Genomic DNA, 13,675 nt, shown 5'->3' with positions numbered 1-13,675 from the left:
GAAGGGGCCCTTCCACCACGTAAAGCGATAAGAAGGGTCCCTTCCTTCGGGCTGGGCTCAGGTGAGCGCGGCGGAGAGGGGGACCTCCGGGTCGGACAGTCGCGCTGGGTCGACGGACTTGCCCGCCCACCCCGCCCGAACCAGGGCCTTCAGGTCGTCCTGCACGTCCCACACGTTGATGTTCATCGCGGCCAGCACGCACCCGCCGCGCAGCCAGAACGCGATCACCTCGGGCGCCTTGCCGTCCACCACGGCCGGGTCGCCGCGGAACACCACCCGGTCGTAGTCGCCCGGCCCGGCCCAGCCGCAGTACTCCATGCCCAGGTCGTACTGGTCGGTGAAGAAGTACGGCACCGGGTCGTAGGCGACCTCCTGCCCCAGCATCGCCTTCGCCGCGGCCTGGCCGCCGTCGACGGCGTTGGACCAGTGCTCGACGCGCAGCCGCCGGTCCAGCATCGGGTGGTACGAGTTGGCCACGTCGCCGCAGGCGAACACGTCCGGGTCGCTGGTGCGCAGCGACGCGTCGGCCAGCACGCCGTTGTCGACGTCCAGCCCCGCGTGCTCGGCCAGCTCGGTGCGCGGCCGGATGCCGACGCCCACGGCGACCAGGTCGGTGCCGAGCTCGGTGCCGTCGTCCAGGACCGCGCTGCGGACCCGGCCGTCGAGGGTGCCGAACTCGCGTACGCCGGTGCCGAAGTGGAACTCGACGCCGTTGGCGGCGTGCAGGTCGCGGAAGAGGGCGGCCAGCTCGTCGCCGAGCACCCGGCGCAGCGGCGCGCTGTCGGTCTCGACCACGGTGACCGGGCAGCCGCGGCTGCGGGCGGCCGCGGCCACCTCCAGCCCGATCCAGCCCCCGCCGACGACCAGCACCTGCGGGGACGGGTCGGCGGTCAGCGCGGCGCGCAGGTTGTCGGAGTCGCCGAAGCTGCGCAGGTAGAGCACGCCGTCCTCATCCGCGCCCGGAGTGTCCAGCGTGCGTACGGCCGAGCCGGTGGCCAGCAGGAGGCGGTCGTAGCGGTACTGGTCGCCGCCGTCGAGGGTGACCGTGTGCGCCTGCGGGTGCAGGGCCACCACCCGGCGGCCGGTCATCAGCTCGATGCGCTGCTGCTCGTACCACGCGGGTTCGTGGACGTACGCCTGCTCGCGCGGGTCGTTGCCGAGCAGGTAGCCCTTGGACAGCGGCGGCCGCTCGTACGGCGGCTCCTGCTCCTGTCCGATCAGCAGCACCCGGCCGGTGAACCCCTCGGCCCGCAGCGTCTCGGCCGCCTTCGCCCCGGCCAGCGAGGCGCCGACGATGATGAATACCCGCTCGTCCGCACTCATGCCCTCCAGCCTGCCGCACTGAGGGCGACCCGGCCACCCGAACGCTTGCTCTGCGCACTCGCGGCCGGCCGGGAACATGGAGCCCGGCTGCGGGCAAGAAGGAGCATGAGTGTGCTGACGACCGACTCCGGTCCGCCCGAGGTGGCCGAGCCACCGCCCGACCCCGCCGACGTCGGGGCGGTCTTCGACCGGTACGCCCGGGACCTGCTGCGCTACGCCACCCAGCGGGTCGGCGAGCAGGCGGCCGAGGACGTGGTCGCGCAGACGTTCCTGGTGGCGTACGAGCAGCGGCACCGCTTCGACCCCGCCCGGGGCGACCTGCTGCCCTGGCTGTACGGCATCTGCACCAACCTGCTGCGCCGCCAGCGCCGCACCGAGGTGCGCAACCTGCGCCTGCTGGCCGCGGCCGCCGCCCGCACCGAGCACGTGGAGGCGCCCGACGCCCGCGGTTCCGAGCGGGTCGACGCGCAGCGGTCGGTGGCCCGGGTGGCGCGGGCACTGGCCGGGCTGCCCCGGCGCCAGCGCGACGTGCTGCTGCTGTTCGCCGTCGCCGAACTGGAGTACGCCGAGATCGCCGCGGCGCTCGGCATCCCGCTCGGCTCGGTGCGGTCCGCGCTGCACCGCGCCCGTACCAAGATCAAATCTGCGCTCGCCGCCGGAGGACCCCGATGACCCGCACCGACCCCGACCTGCACGCCGTCCGCGACCTGCCGCCCGGCCTGGCCGACCCCACCGACGCCTCGGTCTCCCGTACCTGGTACCTGCTCTCGGCCCGGCAGACCGCCGCGCAGGCCGGCAGCCGCCACCCGCTGCTGCGCCTGCTGCTCCCGATCGTCGCCGCCGCGCTCGTGGGCGTGGTGACCGTGACCGCCGTCAACCTCGCCGGCCCGGGCGGCGTCGACTTCGCCGCCCCGCAGATCGGCACGATCAGCGCGTCGCACCAGCCGCTGCCCGCCGAGCACGCCACGCACGACCCGAGCCTCACCCGTACCACCCCGGAGGCGATCGCCGCCCTGGAGGCGCTCGCGCACACCGCCGAGCAGGGCACTGCCATCGTCACGCTCGCCCCGGGCCAGCTCATCCACGTCCAGACCAACGGCTGGGCCGCACACGTCTCGGAGGGCACGGGTCAGGTGAAGTACCAGCCGCGCAGCATCTGGTACGACCCCGAGGGCATGGTCCCGCTGCGGCTGCTGGCGGGCGACCGGGACATGTTCGGCGGACCGCGCAGCGACCTGGAGGCCGAGCAGGCCCAGGCCCGGCAGTTCCTGGCCGAGCACGGGCCCAGCGTGCTCATGCCGACGCCGCAGTGGCTCGCCTCGCTGCCGACCGACCCCGCGCAGCTGCTGGCCCGACTGCGCGGCGACGTCACCGGCAACGACTCCTGGGCCGTGGACCACCAGGTGTGGGACTACATGTCGCAGGTGTACGCGGAGTGCGACATCCTGCTGGCCCCGCAGGTGCGGGCGGCGCTGCTGCGGGCGTACGCGGGGATGGACGGGCTGACCGCCGGCGAGGTGATGGTCGACGACACCCGGCTGGTCGCGATCCGGCAGACCGACCGGGGCACGGCGTACGAGATCCTGTTCGACCCGGTCACCGCCTGGGCGGTCGGCCGCCGGACGATCGACGTCTCCGGCACCCTGAACCTGACCTCCGCCGGCTCGACCCCGGTCTTCAACCCCCTGGTCGCGTACCACGCCACCTGGACCCAGACCATCGTCTCCTCCACCGACGAAAGCTGACCCCCGTCCACCCCCGAGGGGGTGGTGGATTCGTGTGGGGGTGGTCGAGGTGGCGTGGCGGGGGTGGGGCGGGGTTTCGGGGAGACTCGGGGGTGGGGGTGTGCGATGACGGGGTTCGAGGGTTACCTGCGGGACGAGGTCGTGACGGACTACGCCGACGGGCTGATCGACCGGCGGGAGGCGCTGCGGCGGCTCGGCCTGCTCGGCGTCGGCGTGGCGGTCGCCGCACCGCTGCTCGCGGCGTGCGACGCCCAGCGCGGCGCCACCGGCGACCCCAGCCCGTCAGCCAGCGCCGACGCCACCCTGGTGGCCGCGCCGGGCAACCAGCCCGCCGGGCCCACTCCCCTGCCCACCCAGGAGATCACCTTTCCCGGCCCGGACGGACGGCGGCTCACCGGCGCCTGGGCCGCCGCCGCCCAGCCGCGCGGCACCGTACTGGTGATCCACGAGAACAAGGGCCTGACCCCGCACATCGCCTCGGTCGCCGGGCGGCTGGCGGCCGACGGATTCTCCGCGCTGGCGATCGACCTGCTGTCGGAGGAGGGCGGGACCGCGGCGTTCCCGGATCCGGCGCGGGCGACCGCGGCCCTGAACGCCGCGCCGATGGAGCGCAAGCTCGGCGACCTGAAGGCGGGCCTGACCGAGCTGCTGCGCCGCGAGCCGCAGCGCCGGCCGGGCGCGGTCGGCTTCTGCTTCGGCGGGGGTATGACCTGGTCCCTGCTGGCCTCCGCCGAGCCCCGCCTGTACGCGGCCGCGCCGTTCTACGGCCCGTTCCCGGAGGGCGCGGACCTGGCCGGGTCACCGCACGCGGCGGTGCTGGCGGTCTACGGCGAGCGCGACGCGCGCGTCGACGCCACCCGCGAGCAGGCCGAGCAGGCGCTGCGTGCGGCGGGGCTGACGCACCGGGTGGTCACCTATCCGGGCGCCGACCACGCGTTCTTCAACGACACCGGCCCGCGCTACGACCCGGCGGCCGCCGCGCAGGCGTACACGCAGCTCACCGGGTGGTTCGGCGAGCATCTGGGGTGAGTCGGGCGGCCGGTCAGGCGGTGGGGCGGATGTCGAAGCCGGTCAGGCCCTCGACGGGTTCGTCGTAGACGTCGACACCGTCGACGATGGCCAGTTCGGGGCCGACGCGGGCCCAGGCGACCAGGTCGGCGACGGCGTCGGGCTCGCCCTCGAAGACCGCTTCGACGGTACGGTCGGGGCGGTTGCGCACCCAGCCGGCGACTCCGGTCGCCCGTGCGGTGCGGCGGCAGGTGTCGCGGTAGTAGACGCCCTGCACCTCGCCCGAGATCACAACCCGTTTGCGGATCATGTACAGACCGTAGACTGGTCGGCATGGCCCGGTCCAACGAGGTGGTCGCGTCGCTGCTGCAGGAGTACGCGGACCTGATCTCGATCACCGGCGGGGACGCCTTCCGGGCGCGGACGTACGAGAAGGCCGCCCGCGGCGTGGCCGGGCACGGCGCCGACCTGTCCACCCTCGACGCCGAGGGCCTGGCCCAGATCCCCGGGGTCGGCAGGTCCATCGCCGACAAGATCATCGAGCACCGCGCCGACGGCCGCATCGCCGCCCTGGAGGAGCTGCGCGCGAAGGTCCCCGCCGGTGTACGCGAGCTGATGGACATCCCCGGCCTCGGCCCGGCGAAGGCCATGACCCTGTACCACGAGCTGGGCGTGGCCTCGGTCGACGAGCTGCTGCACGCCATCGACGCCGGCCGCCTGTCCGGCCTGCGCGGGTTCGGCGCCAGGACGGCCGAGAACATCCGCCACGGCATCGACGTGCTGCGCCAGGGCGGGGGCCGGGTGCTGATCTCGACCGCACTGGAGACCGCCGAGGCGGTGGTGGCGGCGCTCAAGCAGGTCCCCGGCTGCGTGGACTGCGCGTACGCGGGGTCGCTGCGGCGGCACCGGGACAGCATCGGCGACGTCGACGTCCTGGCCGCGGCGGCCGACAGCGCCCCGCTGATGGCCGCCTTCAGGGAACTGCCGCTGGTCGGCGAGGTGATCGCGAGCGGGCCGACGAAGACCTCCATCCGCACCACCACCGGCCTGCAGGTCGACCTGCGGGTGGTCCCCGCCGAGTCCTGGGGCGCGGCGCTGCAGTACTTCACCGGCTCGAAGGCGCACAACATCCGGGTGCGCGAGCTGGCCGTCCGCCAGGGCCTCAAACTCTCCGAGTACGGCCTGTTCCGCGCCGAGGACGACGAGCTGATCGTGTCGCGTACCGAGGAGGAGGTCTACCAGCGCCTCGGCCTGCCCTGGATCCCGCCGACGCTGCGCGAGGACCGCGGCGAGGTGGCCGCCGCCCGCGACGGCACCCTGCCGGAGCTGGTCACCGAGGCCGACCTCAAGGGCGACCTGCACACCCATACCGACCTCACCGACGGCGTCGCCACGCTGGCGCAGATGATCGCCGCGGCGCGCGAGCGCGGCTACCGCTACTACGCGGTCACCGACCATGCCAAGAACATGGCGATGCAGCGGATGACCGACGCGAAGATGCTGGCGCAGCGCCGCCGGCTGCGGGAACTGGCCGAGCCCGGCCGGATGGCGCTGCTGCACGGCACCGAGCTGAACATCGACCCGGTCGGCGCGGTGGACTGGGACGCGGACTTCCTCGCCGGGTTCGACCTCTGCGTCGCCTCGGTGCACTCGCACTTCACGCAGACGCCCGCCGAGTTGACCGCCCGGTTCGTGGCGGCGTGCGAGAACCCGTACGTCAACATCATCGGCCACCCGACCACCCGCCAGATCGGCGGCCGCCCCGGCGTCGAACCCGACTGGGACGCGGTCTTCGACGCCGCGGCCGCCACCGGCACCGCCCTGGAGGTCAACTCGTTCCCGGACCGGCTCGACCTGCCCGACGAGCTGATCTGGCGGGCGCGCGGCCGGGGCGCCAAGTTCGCGATCGACTCCGACGCCCACTCCACGGTGCACCTGGCCAACCTGCGGTTCGGCGTCGGCATCGCCCAGCGCGGCTGGCTCACCCCGGCTGACGTGATCAACACCTGGCCGCTGACCAGGCTGCGCAAGTTCATCGCGGACAAGCGCCGCCACGCCTGACCGCCCGCCGCGGGCGCCGCCTCGGTAGGATCGGCCGCGTCGATGTGAGCCGAGTTCAGGGTGGGTCGGTCATGGTGGAGAACGCGCCGCGCAAGTCGTCGGTGCCGGTGTGGGCCTACGTGGTCGGCGCGCTGGTGCTGCTGGTGTGCCTGTGCGGGGTGGCCGGCACCGTCGGCTTCTTCGTGCTGCGGGACAAGGTCGAGGACGCCGTCGCGACCGACCCGGCCGTGGCCCGGAGCTCTGACCCGACGCTGCCGTGGCAGCAGCAGCTTGCCAGGATCAACGGCGTCAAGGTGTACGCCCCCGACACGCTCTCGCGCAACCACGTGGCCGAGGACGCGGCCGTGTACCCGCAGTCGCCGCCGGTCGGCGGGGACCACGCCCAGGTGTGGCAGAACTGCCAGGGCGCGGTGTACCAGGTGCCGGTCCCGGACGCGCGGGCCGTGCACAGCCTGGAGCACGGCGCGGTGTGGCTCGCCTACCGGCCGGATCTGGACGCGGCGCAGGTCAAGACGCTGTCGGACAAGGTCGCCGGGCGCGACTACCTGCTGATGAGCCCGTACCAGGGGCTCGACGCGGCGGTGTCGGTGCAGGCGTGGGGCTACCAGCTCAAGGTCGACTCCGCCGACGACCCGCGGATCGACGCCTTCATCACCGCGGCGCGCATCAACGCCGGGCCGGAGCCGGGCGCCCCGTGCGCGGGCGGCACGACCGAGACCGGGCCGGTCAAGTGACCGGCACCGCCCGCGCCATCACCAGGTACGGCACCCCGGTGCTGCACCAGGCCACCGCCCCGGTGACCGAGTTCGGCGCCGAGCTGCGCGCCCTGGTCGCCGACATGTTCGCCAGCATGTACGCCGCCAACGGCGTGGGCCTGGCCGCCAACCAGATCGGGGTCGACGCCCGCGTCTTCGTCATGGACTGCCCCGACACCGAGGGCGGACCGAACGTGGTCGCCCACGTGGTCAACCCGGTGCTGGAGCTGCCGCCCCCGCCGCGCGACCTGCTGGTCAAGGCCGAGGGCTGCCTGTCGGTGCCGGGCCAGAGCGCCGAGCTGGCCCGGACCGCCTGGGCGGTGGTGACCGGCGTCGACATGCACGGGGAGCCGGTCCGCCTCGAGGGCGTCGGGCTGATCGCCCGCTGCCTCCAGCACGAATGCGACCATCTCGACGGAACGGTCTATGTGGACCGTTTGACCGCGAAAGAACGCAAGAAGGTGCTGGACGCGGCCGGTCTGCCCGCCCCGGAGTAATAAGATCGTCAATTCTTGACAGTTTTCCGCCAACCTGGATAGATGTATTTATTGTTAACGCAGGTTCAGGCGACCCTGCGTAGGACGATTCATCTGTTCACAGCCTGAGCGGAGCCTGCCTTGCTGCGTGCGTACTTCGGACGCCACAAGTCCGCGTCCACGTGGGCGCGGACGATCCTGCACGAGGTGGCGTACGCGCTGAACCTCGACATCGTCACGATCCACGTGCCGGAGCAGTGGGCGCCCTACCCCAGCCTCGGCGACTTCGTACGCGCCACCAAGCCGGGCATCCTGATCCTGACCAACTCCATGCCGGAGTGGATCGACAGCCTGCCCGAGATGCGGGCGTTCCACCTGATCCGCGACCCGCGCGACATCGTCGTGTCCGGCTACTTCAGCCACCTCAACAGCCACCCCGAGGTGGTCGGCGGCATCCCCTGGCCGGAGCTGGTCGAGCACCGGCGCAACCTGCGCCGGCTCGACGAGAAGGAGGGCATGCTCGCCGAGCTCGAGTTCAGCCGGATGTTCCTGGAGCCCATGGCGGGCTGGACCTACGACCGCCCCGGGGTGCTGGAGACGAAGATGGAGGATCTCACCACCGACCCGGTGAAGGTGTGGACCACCATCCTCAGCCACCTGGACCTGCTCACCCCGGACGGCTCCGGCGAGGAGAAGGCGCGCATGGCGGCCGTCCGGTGGAACCTCGCCGCCCGGCGCCGCACGCCCAGGCTGATGGCGTACCCCCGCATGGTCCTGCCCCGCCTCCCGATCGACCGGCTGCCCGGCGCCTACGTGGCCGACACCAACGCGCGCTTCTCCTTCGCCCGGCTGGCCAAGGGGCGCGAGCGCGGCCAGGAGGACGTGCACAGCCACTACCGCCGGGGCGTGGCCGGCGACTGGCGCAACCACTTCGACGACACCCACCTGGCGGCCTTCCGCGCCCGCTACGGCGACCTCGTCGAACGCCTCGGCTACGACTGGTGACCCCGGCAAGGAAGGGCCCCTTCCTATCGCTCTACGTGGTGGAAGGGCCCCTTCCCAACCCCGTCAGCGGTTGACCCGCAGCGCGGCCGCGGCGGCGTCCAGGGCGTCGCGGCACTCCTGCGCGGTCTGCGCGACCGCGGTGGCGTAGGCGATACGGCCGTTCACCGTGCCCCCGGGCGGCGCCGAGCGCACGTCACCGGGCACGGCCAGCAGCGCGGTCAGGTCGACGGCGGGCGGCAGCCCGGCGGGGTCGAACCCGATCGAGTCGATGCGGGTGTCGTCGTGCTCGGGGTAGAAGAAGCGCACCGCCGCGACCAGCTTCCGGTCGGGCACGACGTCCGGCGCCCGGCCGGTCGCCGCGGCCGCCGCGGCCAGCGCGACGTCGACCCCGGTCGCGCGCAGCCCCAGGTACGGGATCATCCCGCCGCCCAGCCGCCCGTTGACCTCGATGATCCGCGCCCCGCGCGACGACAGCTTGATCTCGGTATGGGTCACCCCGTCGGTGAAGCCCAGCGCCGCGTGCGCCCCGCGCAGCAGGTCCACGATCTCCGGGTCCCGCAGCAGCGGGTCGTCGCCGTGCACGAAGTGCCCCACCTCGATGCAGTACGGCGGATGCCCGATCTCCTTGCGCCCCACGCACAGCGGCGTCAGCTCGCCCCGGTACACCACCGCGTCGACGCTGATCTCCTCGCCGTCGGCGTACTCCTCCAGCAGCACCACCGGCCGCCACTCGGGCCGCCCGATATAGCGCTGGCCACTGGTGAACGCCCATCCCGCGGGCAGGTCCCCGGGCCGCTCCACCTTGATCACGCCGGCGCTGAGGGCCAGGTCGCTGGGCTTGAGGATCACCGGGTACCCGAACCGCTCCGCGACCTGCTCCGCCTCGGCCAGGCTCGCCACCCGCCGCGAACGCGGCTGCGCCACGCCTGCGGCGTCCAGCGCCAGCCGGGTCTGGTGCTTGTCGCGGCAGCGGCCGATCGCGGCCGGGTCGCCGACCAGGCCGAGTTCGCGGGCCAGTGCGGCGGTCTGCGGGGTGCGCGCCTCGTCCCAGGTCAGCACGCCCGCGATCGGCTCGCGGGCGGCGAGCGCGCGGGCCGCCTCGACCATCGGCGCCAGGTCGAACATGGACGCGAACCCGGTCACGCCGGTGACGTACGCGTGCTCCCAGGAGGCGCTGCCGGTGACGAACAGGTGCACCCGGTAGCGGCTCGCGAGCGAGCGCAGCAGGTACTCCCGGAACTCCTGCTTGCCGCTGCCGAGTACGAGCAGCAGCGGGCGGTCGTCGGCCGACATAGACGAACTCCTCTTATTCGATAGAACCCCGAATAGCGGTGAGCCCCGCCGCGGAATCCGCGACGGGGCTCACCGAACAGGCCCTAGGGCCGCACTCCCAGCTCAGAGAGCAGCAACCTCGCGAGCAGCCTCGATCTCACGGGCGACCTCACGGGCGACCTCGCGCTGCGCAACCTCCATGACGAACTCCTTCCATCAGGTGGGACCGTAGGCATAGCCTCACGTGCGGCTATGGCAGGTGTCAAGAGCTTCCATGTTTCGATACAAAAGCTTGCTCAGGAAAGCAACCACAGCGGTACGAAGTCGGCCATTGCCTGGTAACCGGTGTCGTTGGGGTGGATGTGGTCACCACTGTCCCACTCGGACCGCAGCTTGGTCGGGGCAGCCGGATCACGCAGCAGCTGGTCGAAGTCGATCAGTCCGGCGAAGTCGCCCTCGTGCGCCCGCAGCCACGCGTTGACGGTCTGCCGGTTCGCCTCCTTCTCCGCCGTCCACGACGAGAAGCCCTCGAACGGGGTGATGGTGCAGACCACGACGTCGATCCCGGCCTCGTCGATCTGGGTCGTCAGCTGGCGCAGCCCGTCCAGGATGCGGTCCGGGGTCTCGTTGTGGATCTGCAGGTCGTTGATGCCCAGCACCACCACCGCGGTCTGCACGCCGGTCTGGCTCAGCACGTCGCGCTGCAGCCGGGCCAGGCCGTTGAGGCCCAGCTCCGGGAAGCCGATCTCACTGCCGTCGTGGATGACCGTGTTGCCGGCCAGCCCCGCGTTGAGCACGCCCCACTCGCTGTGCGAGGAGTGCTGCGCGAGCGTCCGGGCCGCCAGGCGGTCGGTCCAGCGGGCGTTGCCGTTGAGCGTCGAGGCGGTGCCGTCGGTGATCGAGTCGCCGAGCACCACCACCGAGCCGCTCGCCTTGCGGCTGAGCACGTCCACGCCGCTGAGGTAGAACCACGAGTTGCGGGTCAGGGTCAGCGTCGCGCCGGTCGCCTCGGCGGCCGTGTCGCCGGCACCGAACCAGGTGGCCTGGCGCGAGGTCAGGTGGAACGTGGCAGGGCCGGTCGCGACCGGCAGGTAGATGCTCACCACCAGGTCCGACAGCTCGGCCACCGGCAGCGTCAGCGGGTCGCTGAGCACCTGGCCGCCCTTGGGCACGGTCACCGCGGCGTCCCCGTTGAAGGTCAGCTCCTGCACCGAGGCCGGCAGGATGTCGGTGAGCGTGGCGGTGGCCGCGTCGGGGCGGGCCAGGGTGGCGTGGCCGACGGTCAGCGGCGCGGTGCCGAAGGTGTTCGACAGCCGGATCCGGATCGCGTCGCCGCCGACCGAGGTGTGCACGATCATGCGGATGGTCTGGTTGTTGAAGCCCGCGCCGGACTGGCCGCCGCCGGCCGCGGTCGGGGCCGCGGACCAGGTCCCGACCCATTCGCCCTTCGGCTTGGCGGTCGCAGCGCCACCCGGACCGGCCAGCAGGAGCAGGGTGGCCGCCAGCGTGGCGGCGGCGACCAGCGCGCGCCGCGGGGAGGGGTGTCTCACTTCGTTACCTCCTTGGGCGCTCCGTCGCACCGGCGCGCCCGTCGTGATTGGGCCCGAGAGCATGGCGCACCAAGTTACGTAGAGGCGTTTGCATCAGTCAACATCTGATCAGTCAGCTTATTGGACCGTCCTATGTGCTCGGACAGACAGGAAAGAAATGGCTGCCAGGGGTGTCCGGGAACCGGTCTCGGGAATAAGGTGCGATACATGGACCTTCGTGACCTGGACCGGCGTGCCCTGGACGCAGCCGGTGCCGTCATCGCCCGGGTGAGGCGCGCCGACCTCGCCCGGCCCACTCCCTGCGGCGACTGGACCCTGGGACAGCTGCTCGGCCACATGATCGGCCACAACCGAGGCTTCGCCGCGGCGGCCGCGGGCCGCCCGGTCGGCGCCGAGGTCTGGGACGACCTGACCCCGCCCAGCGACCCGCGCCGCGCGTACACCGAGTCGGCGTCCCTGGTCACCAAGGCGTTCGGCGCGCGCACCCTGCTCGACCGCAAGATCGAGGTGTTCGGCTACGGCACCTTCACCGCCGCCACCGTGCTCGGCATGCACTTCGTCGACTTCCTGGTGCACGGCTGGGACGTGGCCCGGACCATCGGCGCCGCCGGCACCATCGACCCCGGGCTGGCGAACTCGGCGATGACCGTGGCCAGGCGGTGGCCCACCGACCGGCCGAGCAAGGCGTTCGGGCTCATGGTCGAGCCCGCCCCTGACGCGCCGGTCGGCGACCGGCTGGTGGCCTACCTCGGCCGGCGCCCGGACTGGCCGGGCGGCAGCTGAGCCGGGGCGGTCGGCGGCCGCACCGCGTCGGCCAGGTCCGCCGCGGTGTGCTCGAGGGCGGCGAGGTTGGCCCGCACCGTGGCCGCGCGCCGGGCCACGGCGTCGAGCTCGGCGCGGTGGACCTCCTCGACCGCCTCGCTCACCGCGGGCACCTCCAGCGCCGCCACGTGCTTCAGCGCCTCCGCCGGAGTGATCGGGTAGGTCGGCGCGAGCCTGCGCCTGCCGCGCCGTGCCGTCACCGTCCAGCCGCCCCCGGCGTAGGCCAGGGTCACCGACACCGGCACCGCCGGTCCGGTGTCGGTCAGCCCGATCCGGCGGCCGATCTCCACCATGTACTCCTGCCACAGCGGCACGGGTGGCAGCTCGGTGCCGGGCCGGGTCGCGGGCAGGTCGTTCAGCTGGCGCCACAGCCGCCAGCCGAAGATCGGGGTCAGCGTCGCGGTGAAGTACACCGCCGCGGCCAGCAGCAGGCCCCCGCTCAGCCCGAGCGTCTCCACCGACCAGGCCCCCACCATGCCGCCCAGCGGGATGCCGCCGAAGGTGATCGCGCCGGTCAGCCCGAACACGCGCGCCTGCATCCCGCGCGGCACCCGCTCGAACATGAGCAGGCCGTACGTCGGGTTGATGGAGCTCATGGCGATCCCGGCCACGAACGACACCACCAGCGCCACCCGCAGGTCGTCGCTGAGCGCCAGCACCAGGAAGCGCGGCGAGCCGCCGATGAAGTAGCCGAGCACCAGCGTCGCGTACCGCGGCAGCCTGGTCACCAGCGCCGCGAACGCCACGCCGCCCGCGATCGCGCCGAGGGCGAACGACCCGCCGAGCCAGCCCAGCGCCAGCGGCGAGTCCAGGTGCTCGCGCACCCACATGGGCACGAACACCACCGCGCTGGCCTGGTTGAACAGGTTGGTCACGAACATCATCCCGACCAGGCTGCGCACCAGCCGCTCCTGGCGGACGAAGTTCCAGCCCGCGCGCAGGCTCGCGAAGTACGACTCCTTCTCAGCGGCGGGCTTGTTCTGCGCGTCGGTCAGCCGCACCAGCACCGTGACGACGGCCGCGCACGCGGCGAAGGTCGCGGCGTCGGCCCAGATCGCGCCGACCGGGCCCAGCCAGGCGATGAGCACCCCGGCCACGGCCGCCCCGATCAGCATGGCCACCCGGCTCAGCGCGGCGAACACCGCGGTCACCCGGGCCATCGACGTGCCCGACTGCTCCACCACCGGCGGCAGCAGCACCCGTTTCGACTTGTCGCCGACGCCCCGCAGCGCGCCGGTGACCGCGATCAGGGCCACCAGCACCCAGAAGTCGTCCGCGCCGAACGCCGCGATGCCGGCCACGCTCAGCGCGCTGCCCAGATCCACCAGGATCGACACCTGGCGCACACCGTACCGGTCGGCCAGCGGCGTGCCGAAGATCCCGGCCAGGATGTACGGCACCGCCTCGGCGAAGCCGACGATGCCGACCCGCGCCGGATCGTTCGTGGTGACCAGCACCAGCCAGGGAATGGCCAGAAAGGACATCCGCGACCCGACCGACGACACCAGTTCGGCTCCGAGCAGGCCGAAGAGCGCGACTTTGCGCCTCATGGCCACCTCCGCCTCGTCGCCCGGTCGCAGCGCCACCCTACCCGCGCGGTTCGATCACGATCCATCGTGCGTTCCGGCCGATCGTGGACGCTTTTGCGACAACGGTTG

The 13,675-nt window shown here is 72.7% G+C and carries 13 protein-coding genes; 8 read left to right on the top strand and 5 right to left on the bottom strand.

The genetic code is table 11. From position 1 onward, the window contains the following. Nucleotides 1-57: 57 nt before the first annotated feature. Complete coding sequence (locus tag QEZ54_RS13795) at nt 58-1,323, bottom strand: FAD-dependent oxidoreductase (protein WP_281304975.1); 1,266 nt, start codon at nt 1,321-1,323, stop codon at nt 58-60. 105 nt (nt 1,324-1,428) lie between these two features. Between QEZ54_RS13795 and QEZ54_RS13790 the strand changes: the two genes are divergently transcribed. The 3 genes from QEZ54_RS13790 (at nt 1,429) to QEZ54_RS13780 (ending at nt 4,097) form a co-directional block, all read left to right on the top strand. After that, on the top strand, nt 1,429-1,995 hold the full coding sequence (locus tag QEZ54_RS13790; RefSeq protein ID WP_281304974.1) for a sigma-70 family RNA polymerase sigma factor: 567 nt from the start codon (nt 1,429-1,431) through the stop codon (nt 1,993-1,995). Continuing rightward, a complete protein-coding gene (locus tag QEZ54_RS13785; RefSeq protein ID WP_281304973.1) occupies nt 1,992-3,068 on the top strand; it encodes a hypothetical protein in 1,077 nt (358 codons plus the stop codon). The genes QEZ54_RS13790 and QEZ54_RS13785 overlap by 4 nt, the downstream gene beginning before the upstream one ends. A gap of 105 nt (nt 3,069-3,173) precedes the next feature. Continuing rightward, nucleotides 3,174-4,097, top strand: a complete 924-nt coding sequence (locus QEZ54_RS13780; protein WP_281304972.1) for a dienelactone hydrolase family protein — start codon at nt 3,174-3,176, stop codon at nt 4,095-4,097. Nucleotides 4,098-4,110: 13 nt separating this feature from the next. Here the strand turns inward: QEZ54_RS13780 and QEZ54_RS13775 are convergent, their stop codons facing one another. Beyond that, nucleotides 4,111-4,386: an acylphosphatase gene (locus tag QEZ54_RS13775; protein ID WP_281304971.1), complete on the bottom strand. Its 276-nt coding sequence runs from the start codon at nt 4,384-4,386 to the stop codon at nt 4,111-4,113. A gap of 23 nt (nt 4,387-4,409) precedes the next feature. On the opposite strand from QEZ54_RS13775, the gene polX reads away from it, so the two are divergent. The 4 genes from polX (at nt 4,410) to QEZ54_RS13755 (ending at nt 8,373) form a co-directional block, all read left to right on the top strand. Further along, complete coding sequence (gene polX, locus QEZ54_RS13770; protein WP_281304970.1) at nt 4,410-6,137, top strand: DNA polymerase/3'-5' exonuclease PolX; 1,728 nt, start codon at nt 4,410-4,412, stop codon at nt 6,135-6,137. A 71-nt stretch (nt 6,138-6,208) separates the two neighbouring features. Further along, complete coding sequence (locus tag QEZ54_RS13765; protein ID WP_281304969.1) at nt 6,209-6,871, top strand: DUF3105 domain-containing protein; 663 nt, start codon at nt 6,209-6,211, stop codon at nt 6,869-6,871. Between the two features lie 17 nt (nt 6,872-6,888). After that, nucleotides 6,889-7,389, top strand: a complete 501-nt coding sequence (gene def, locus QEZ54_RS13760) for a peptide deformylase (RefSeq protein ID WP_348650546.1) — start codon at nt 6,889-6,891, stop codon at nt 7,387-7,389. 120 nt (nt 7,390-7,509) lie between these two features. Further along, the gene (locus tag QEZ54_RS13755; RefSeq protein WP_281304967.1) at nt 7,510-8,373 is read left to right on the top strand and encodes a hypothetical protein; all 864 of its coding nucleotides are present in this window, start codon (nt 7,510-7,512) and stop codon (nt 8,371-8,373) included. Between the two features lie 63 nt (nt 8,374-8,436). Here QEZ54_RS13755 and QEZ54_RS13750 read toward each other — a convergent pair whose 3' ends face one another. Continuing rightward, entirely contained in the window at nt 8,437-9,666 is a 1,230-nt protein-coding gene (locus tag QEZ54_RS13750; RefSeq protein ID WP_281304966.1) for an ATP-grasp domain-containing protein, read from the bottom strand. Between the two features lie 275 nt (nt 9,667-9,941). Beyond that, nucleotides 9,942-11,195, bottom strand: coding sequence for an SGNH/GDSL hydrolase family protein (locus QEZ54_RS13745; protein WP_281304965.1), 1,254 nt, complete (start codon nt 11,193-11,195; stop codon nt 9,942-9,944). 207 nt (nt 11,196-11,402) lie between these two features. Between QEZ54_RS13745 and QEZ54_RS13740 the strand changes: the two genes are divergently transcribed. After that, entirely contained in the window at nt 11,403-11,978 is a 576-nt protein-coding gene (locus tag QEZ54_RS13740) for a TIGR03086 family metal-binding protein (RefSeq protein ID WP_281304964.1), read from the top strand. Here the strand turns inward: QEZ54_RS13740 and QEZ54_RS13735 are convergent. Further along, on the bottom strand, nt 11,939-13,567 hold the full coding sequence (locus QEZ54_RS13735) for an MFS transporter (protein ID WP_281304963.1): 1,629 nt from the start codon (nt 13,565-13,567) through the stop codon (nt 11,939-11,941). The two genes, QEZ54_RS13740 and QEZ54_RS13735, sit on opposite strands and share 40 nt — an antisense overlap. Between the last annotated feature and the right edge of the window lie 108 nt (nt 13,568-13,675).

Origin of the sequence: Catellatospora sp. KI3 (assembly GCF_029948125.1) — a bacterium.
In the GTDB taxonomy this organism is placed as follows: Bacteria; Actinomycetota; Actinomycetes; order Mycobacteriales; family Micromonosporaceae; genus Catellatospora.
The sequence above is the reverse complement of the archived record's forward strand: the minus strand, read 5'-3'. Positions and strand labels throughout refer to the sequence as shown.

Excerpts from the sequence above, each read along its gene's own strand:
- QEZ54_RS13790 (WP_281304974.1), top strand. The coding sequence starts at position 1,429 with ATGAGTGTGCTGACGACCGACTCCGGTCCGCCCGAGGTGGCCGAGCCA.
- QEZ54_RS13750 (WP_281304966.1), bottom strand. The coding sequence starts at position 9,666 with ATGTCGGCCGACGACCGCCCGCTGCTGCTCGTACTCGGCAGCGGCAAG.
- QEZ54_RS13785 (WP_281304973.1), top strand. The coding sequence starts at position 1,992 with ATGACCCGCACCGACCCCGACCTGCACGCCGTCCGCGACCTGCCGCCC.
- QEZ54_RS13765 (WP_281304969.1), top strand. The coding sequence starts at position 6,209 with ATGGTGGAGAACGCGCCGCGCAAGTCGTCGGTGCCGGTGTGGGCCTAC.
- QEZ54_RS13795 (WP_281304975.1), bottom strand. The coding sequence starts at position 1,323 with ATGAGTGCGGACGAGCGGGTATTCATCATCGTCGGCGCCTCGCTGGCC.
- QEZ54_RS13775 (WP_281304971.1), bottom strand. The coding sequence starts at position 4,386 with ATGATCCGCAAACGGGTTGTGATCTCGGGCGAGGTGCAGGGCGTCTAC.
- polX (WP_281304970.1), top strand. The coding sequence starts at position 4,410 with ATGGCCCGGTCCAACGAGGTGGTCGCGTCGCTGCTGCAGGAGTACGCG.
- QEZ54_RS13735 (WP_281304963.1), bottom strand. The coding sequence starts at position 13,567 with ATGAGGCGCAAAGTCGCGCTCTTCGGCCTGCTCGGAGCCGAACTGGTG.
- QEZ54_RS13780 (WP_281304972.1), top strand. The coding sequence starts at position 3,174 with ATGACGGGGTTCGAGGGTTACCTGCGGGACGAGGTCGTGACGGACTAC.
- QEZ54_RS13740 (WP_281304964.1), top strand. The coding sequence starts at position 11,403 with ATGGACCTTCGTGACCTGGACCGGCGTGCCCTGGACGCAGCCGGTGCC.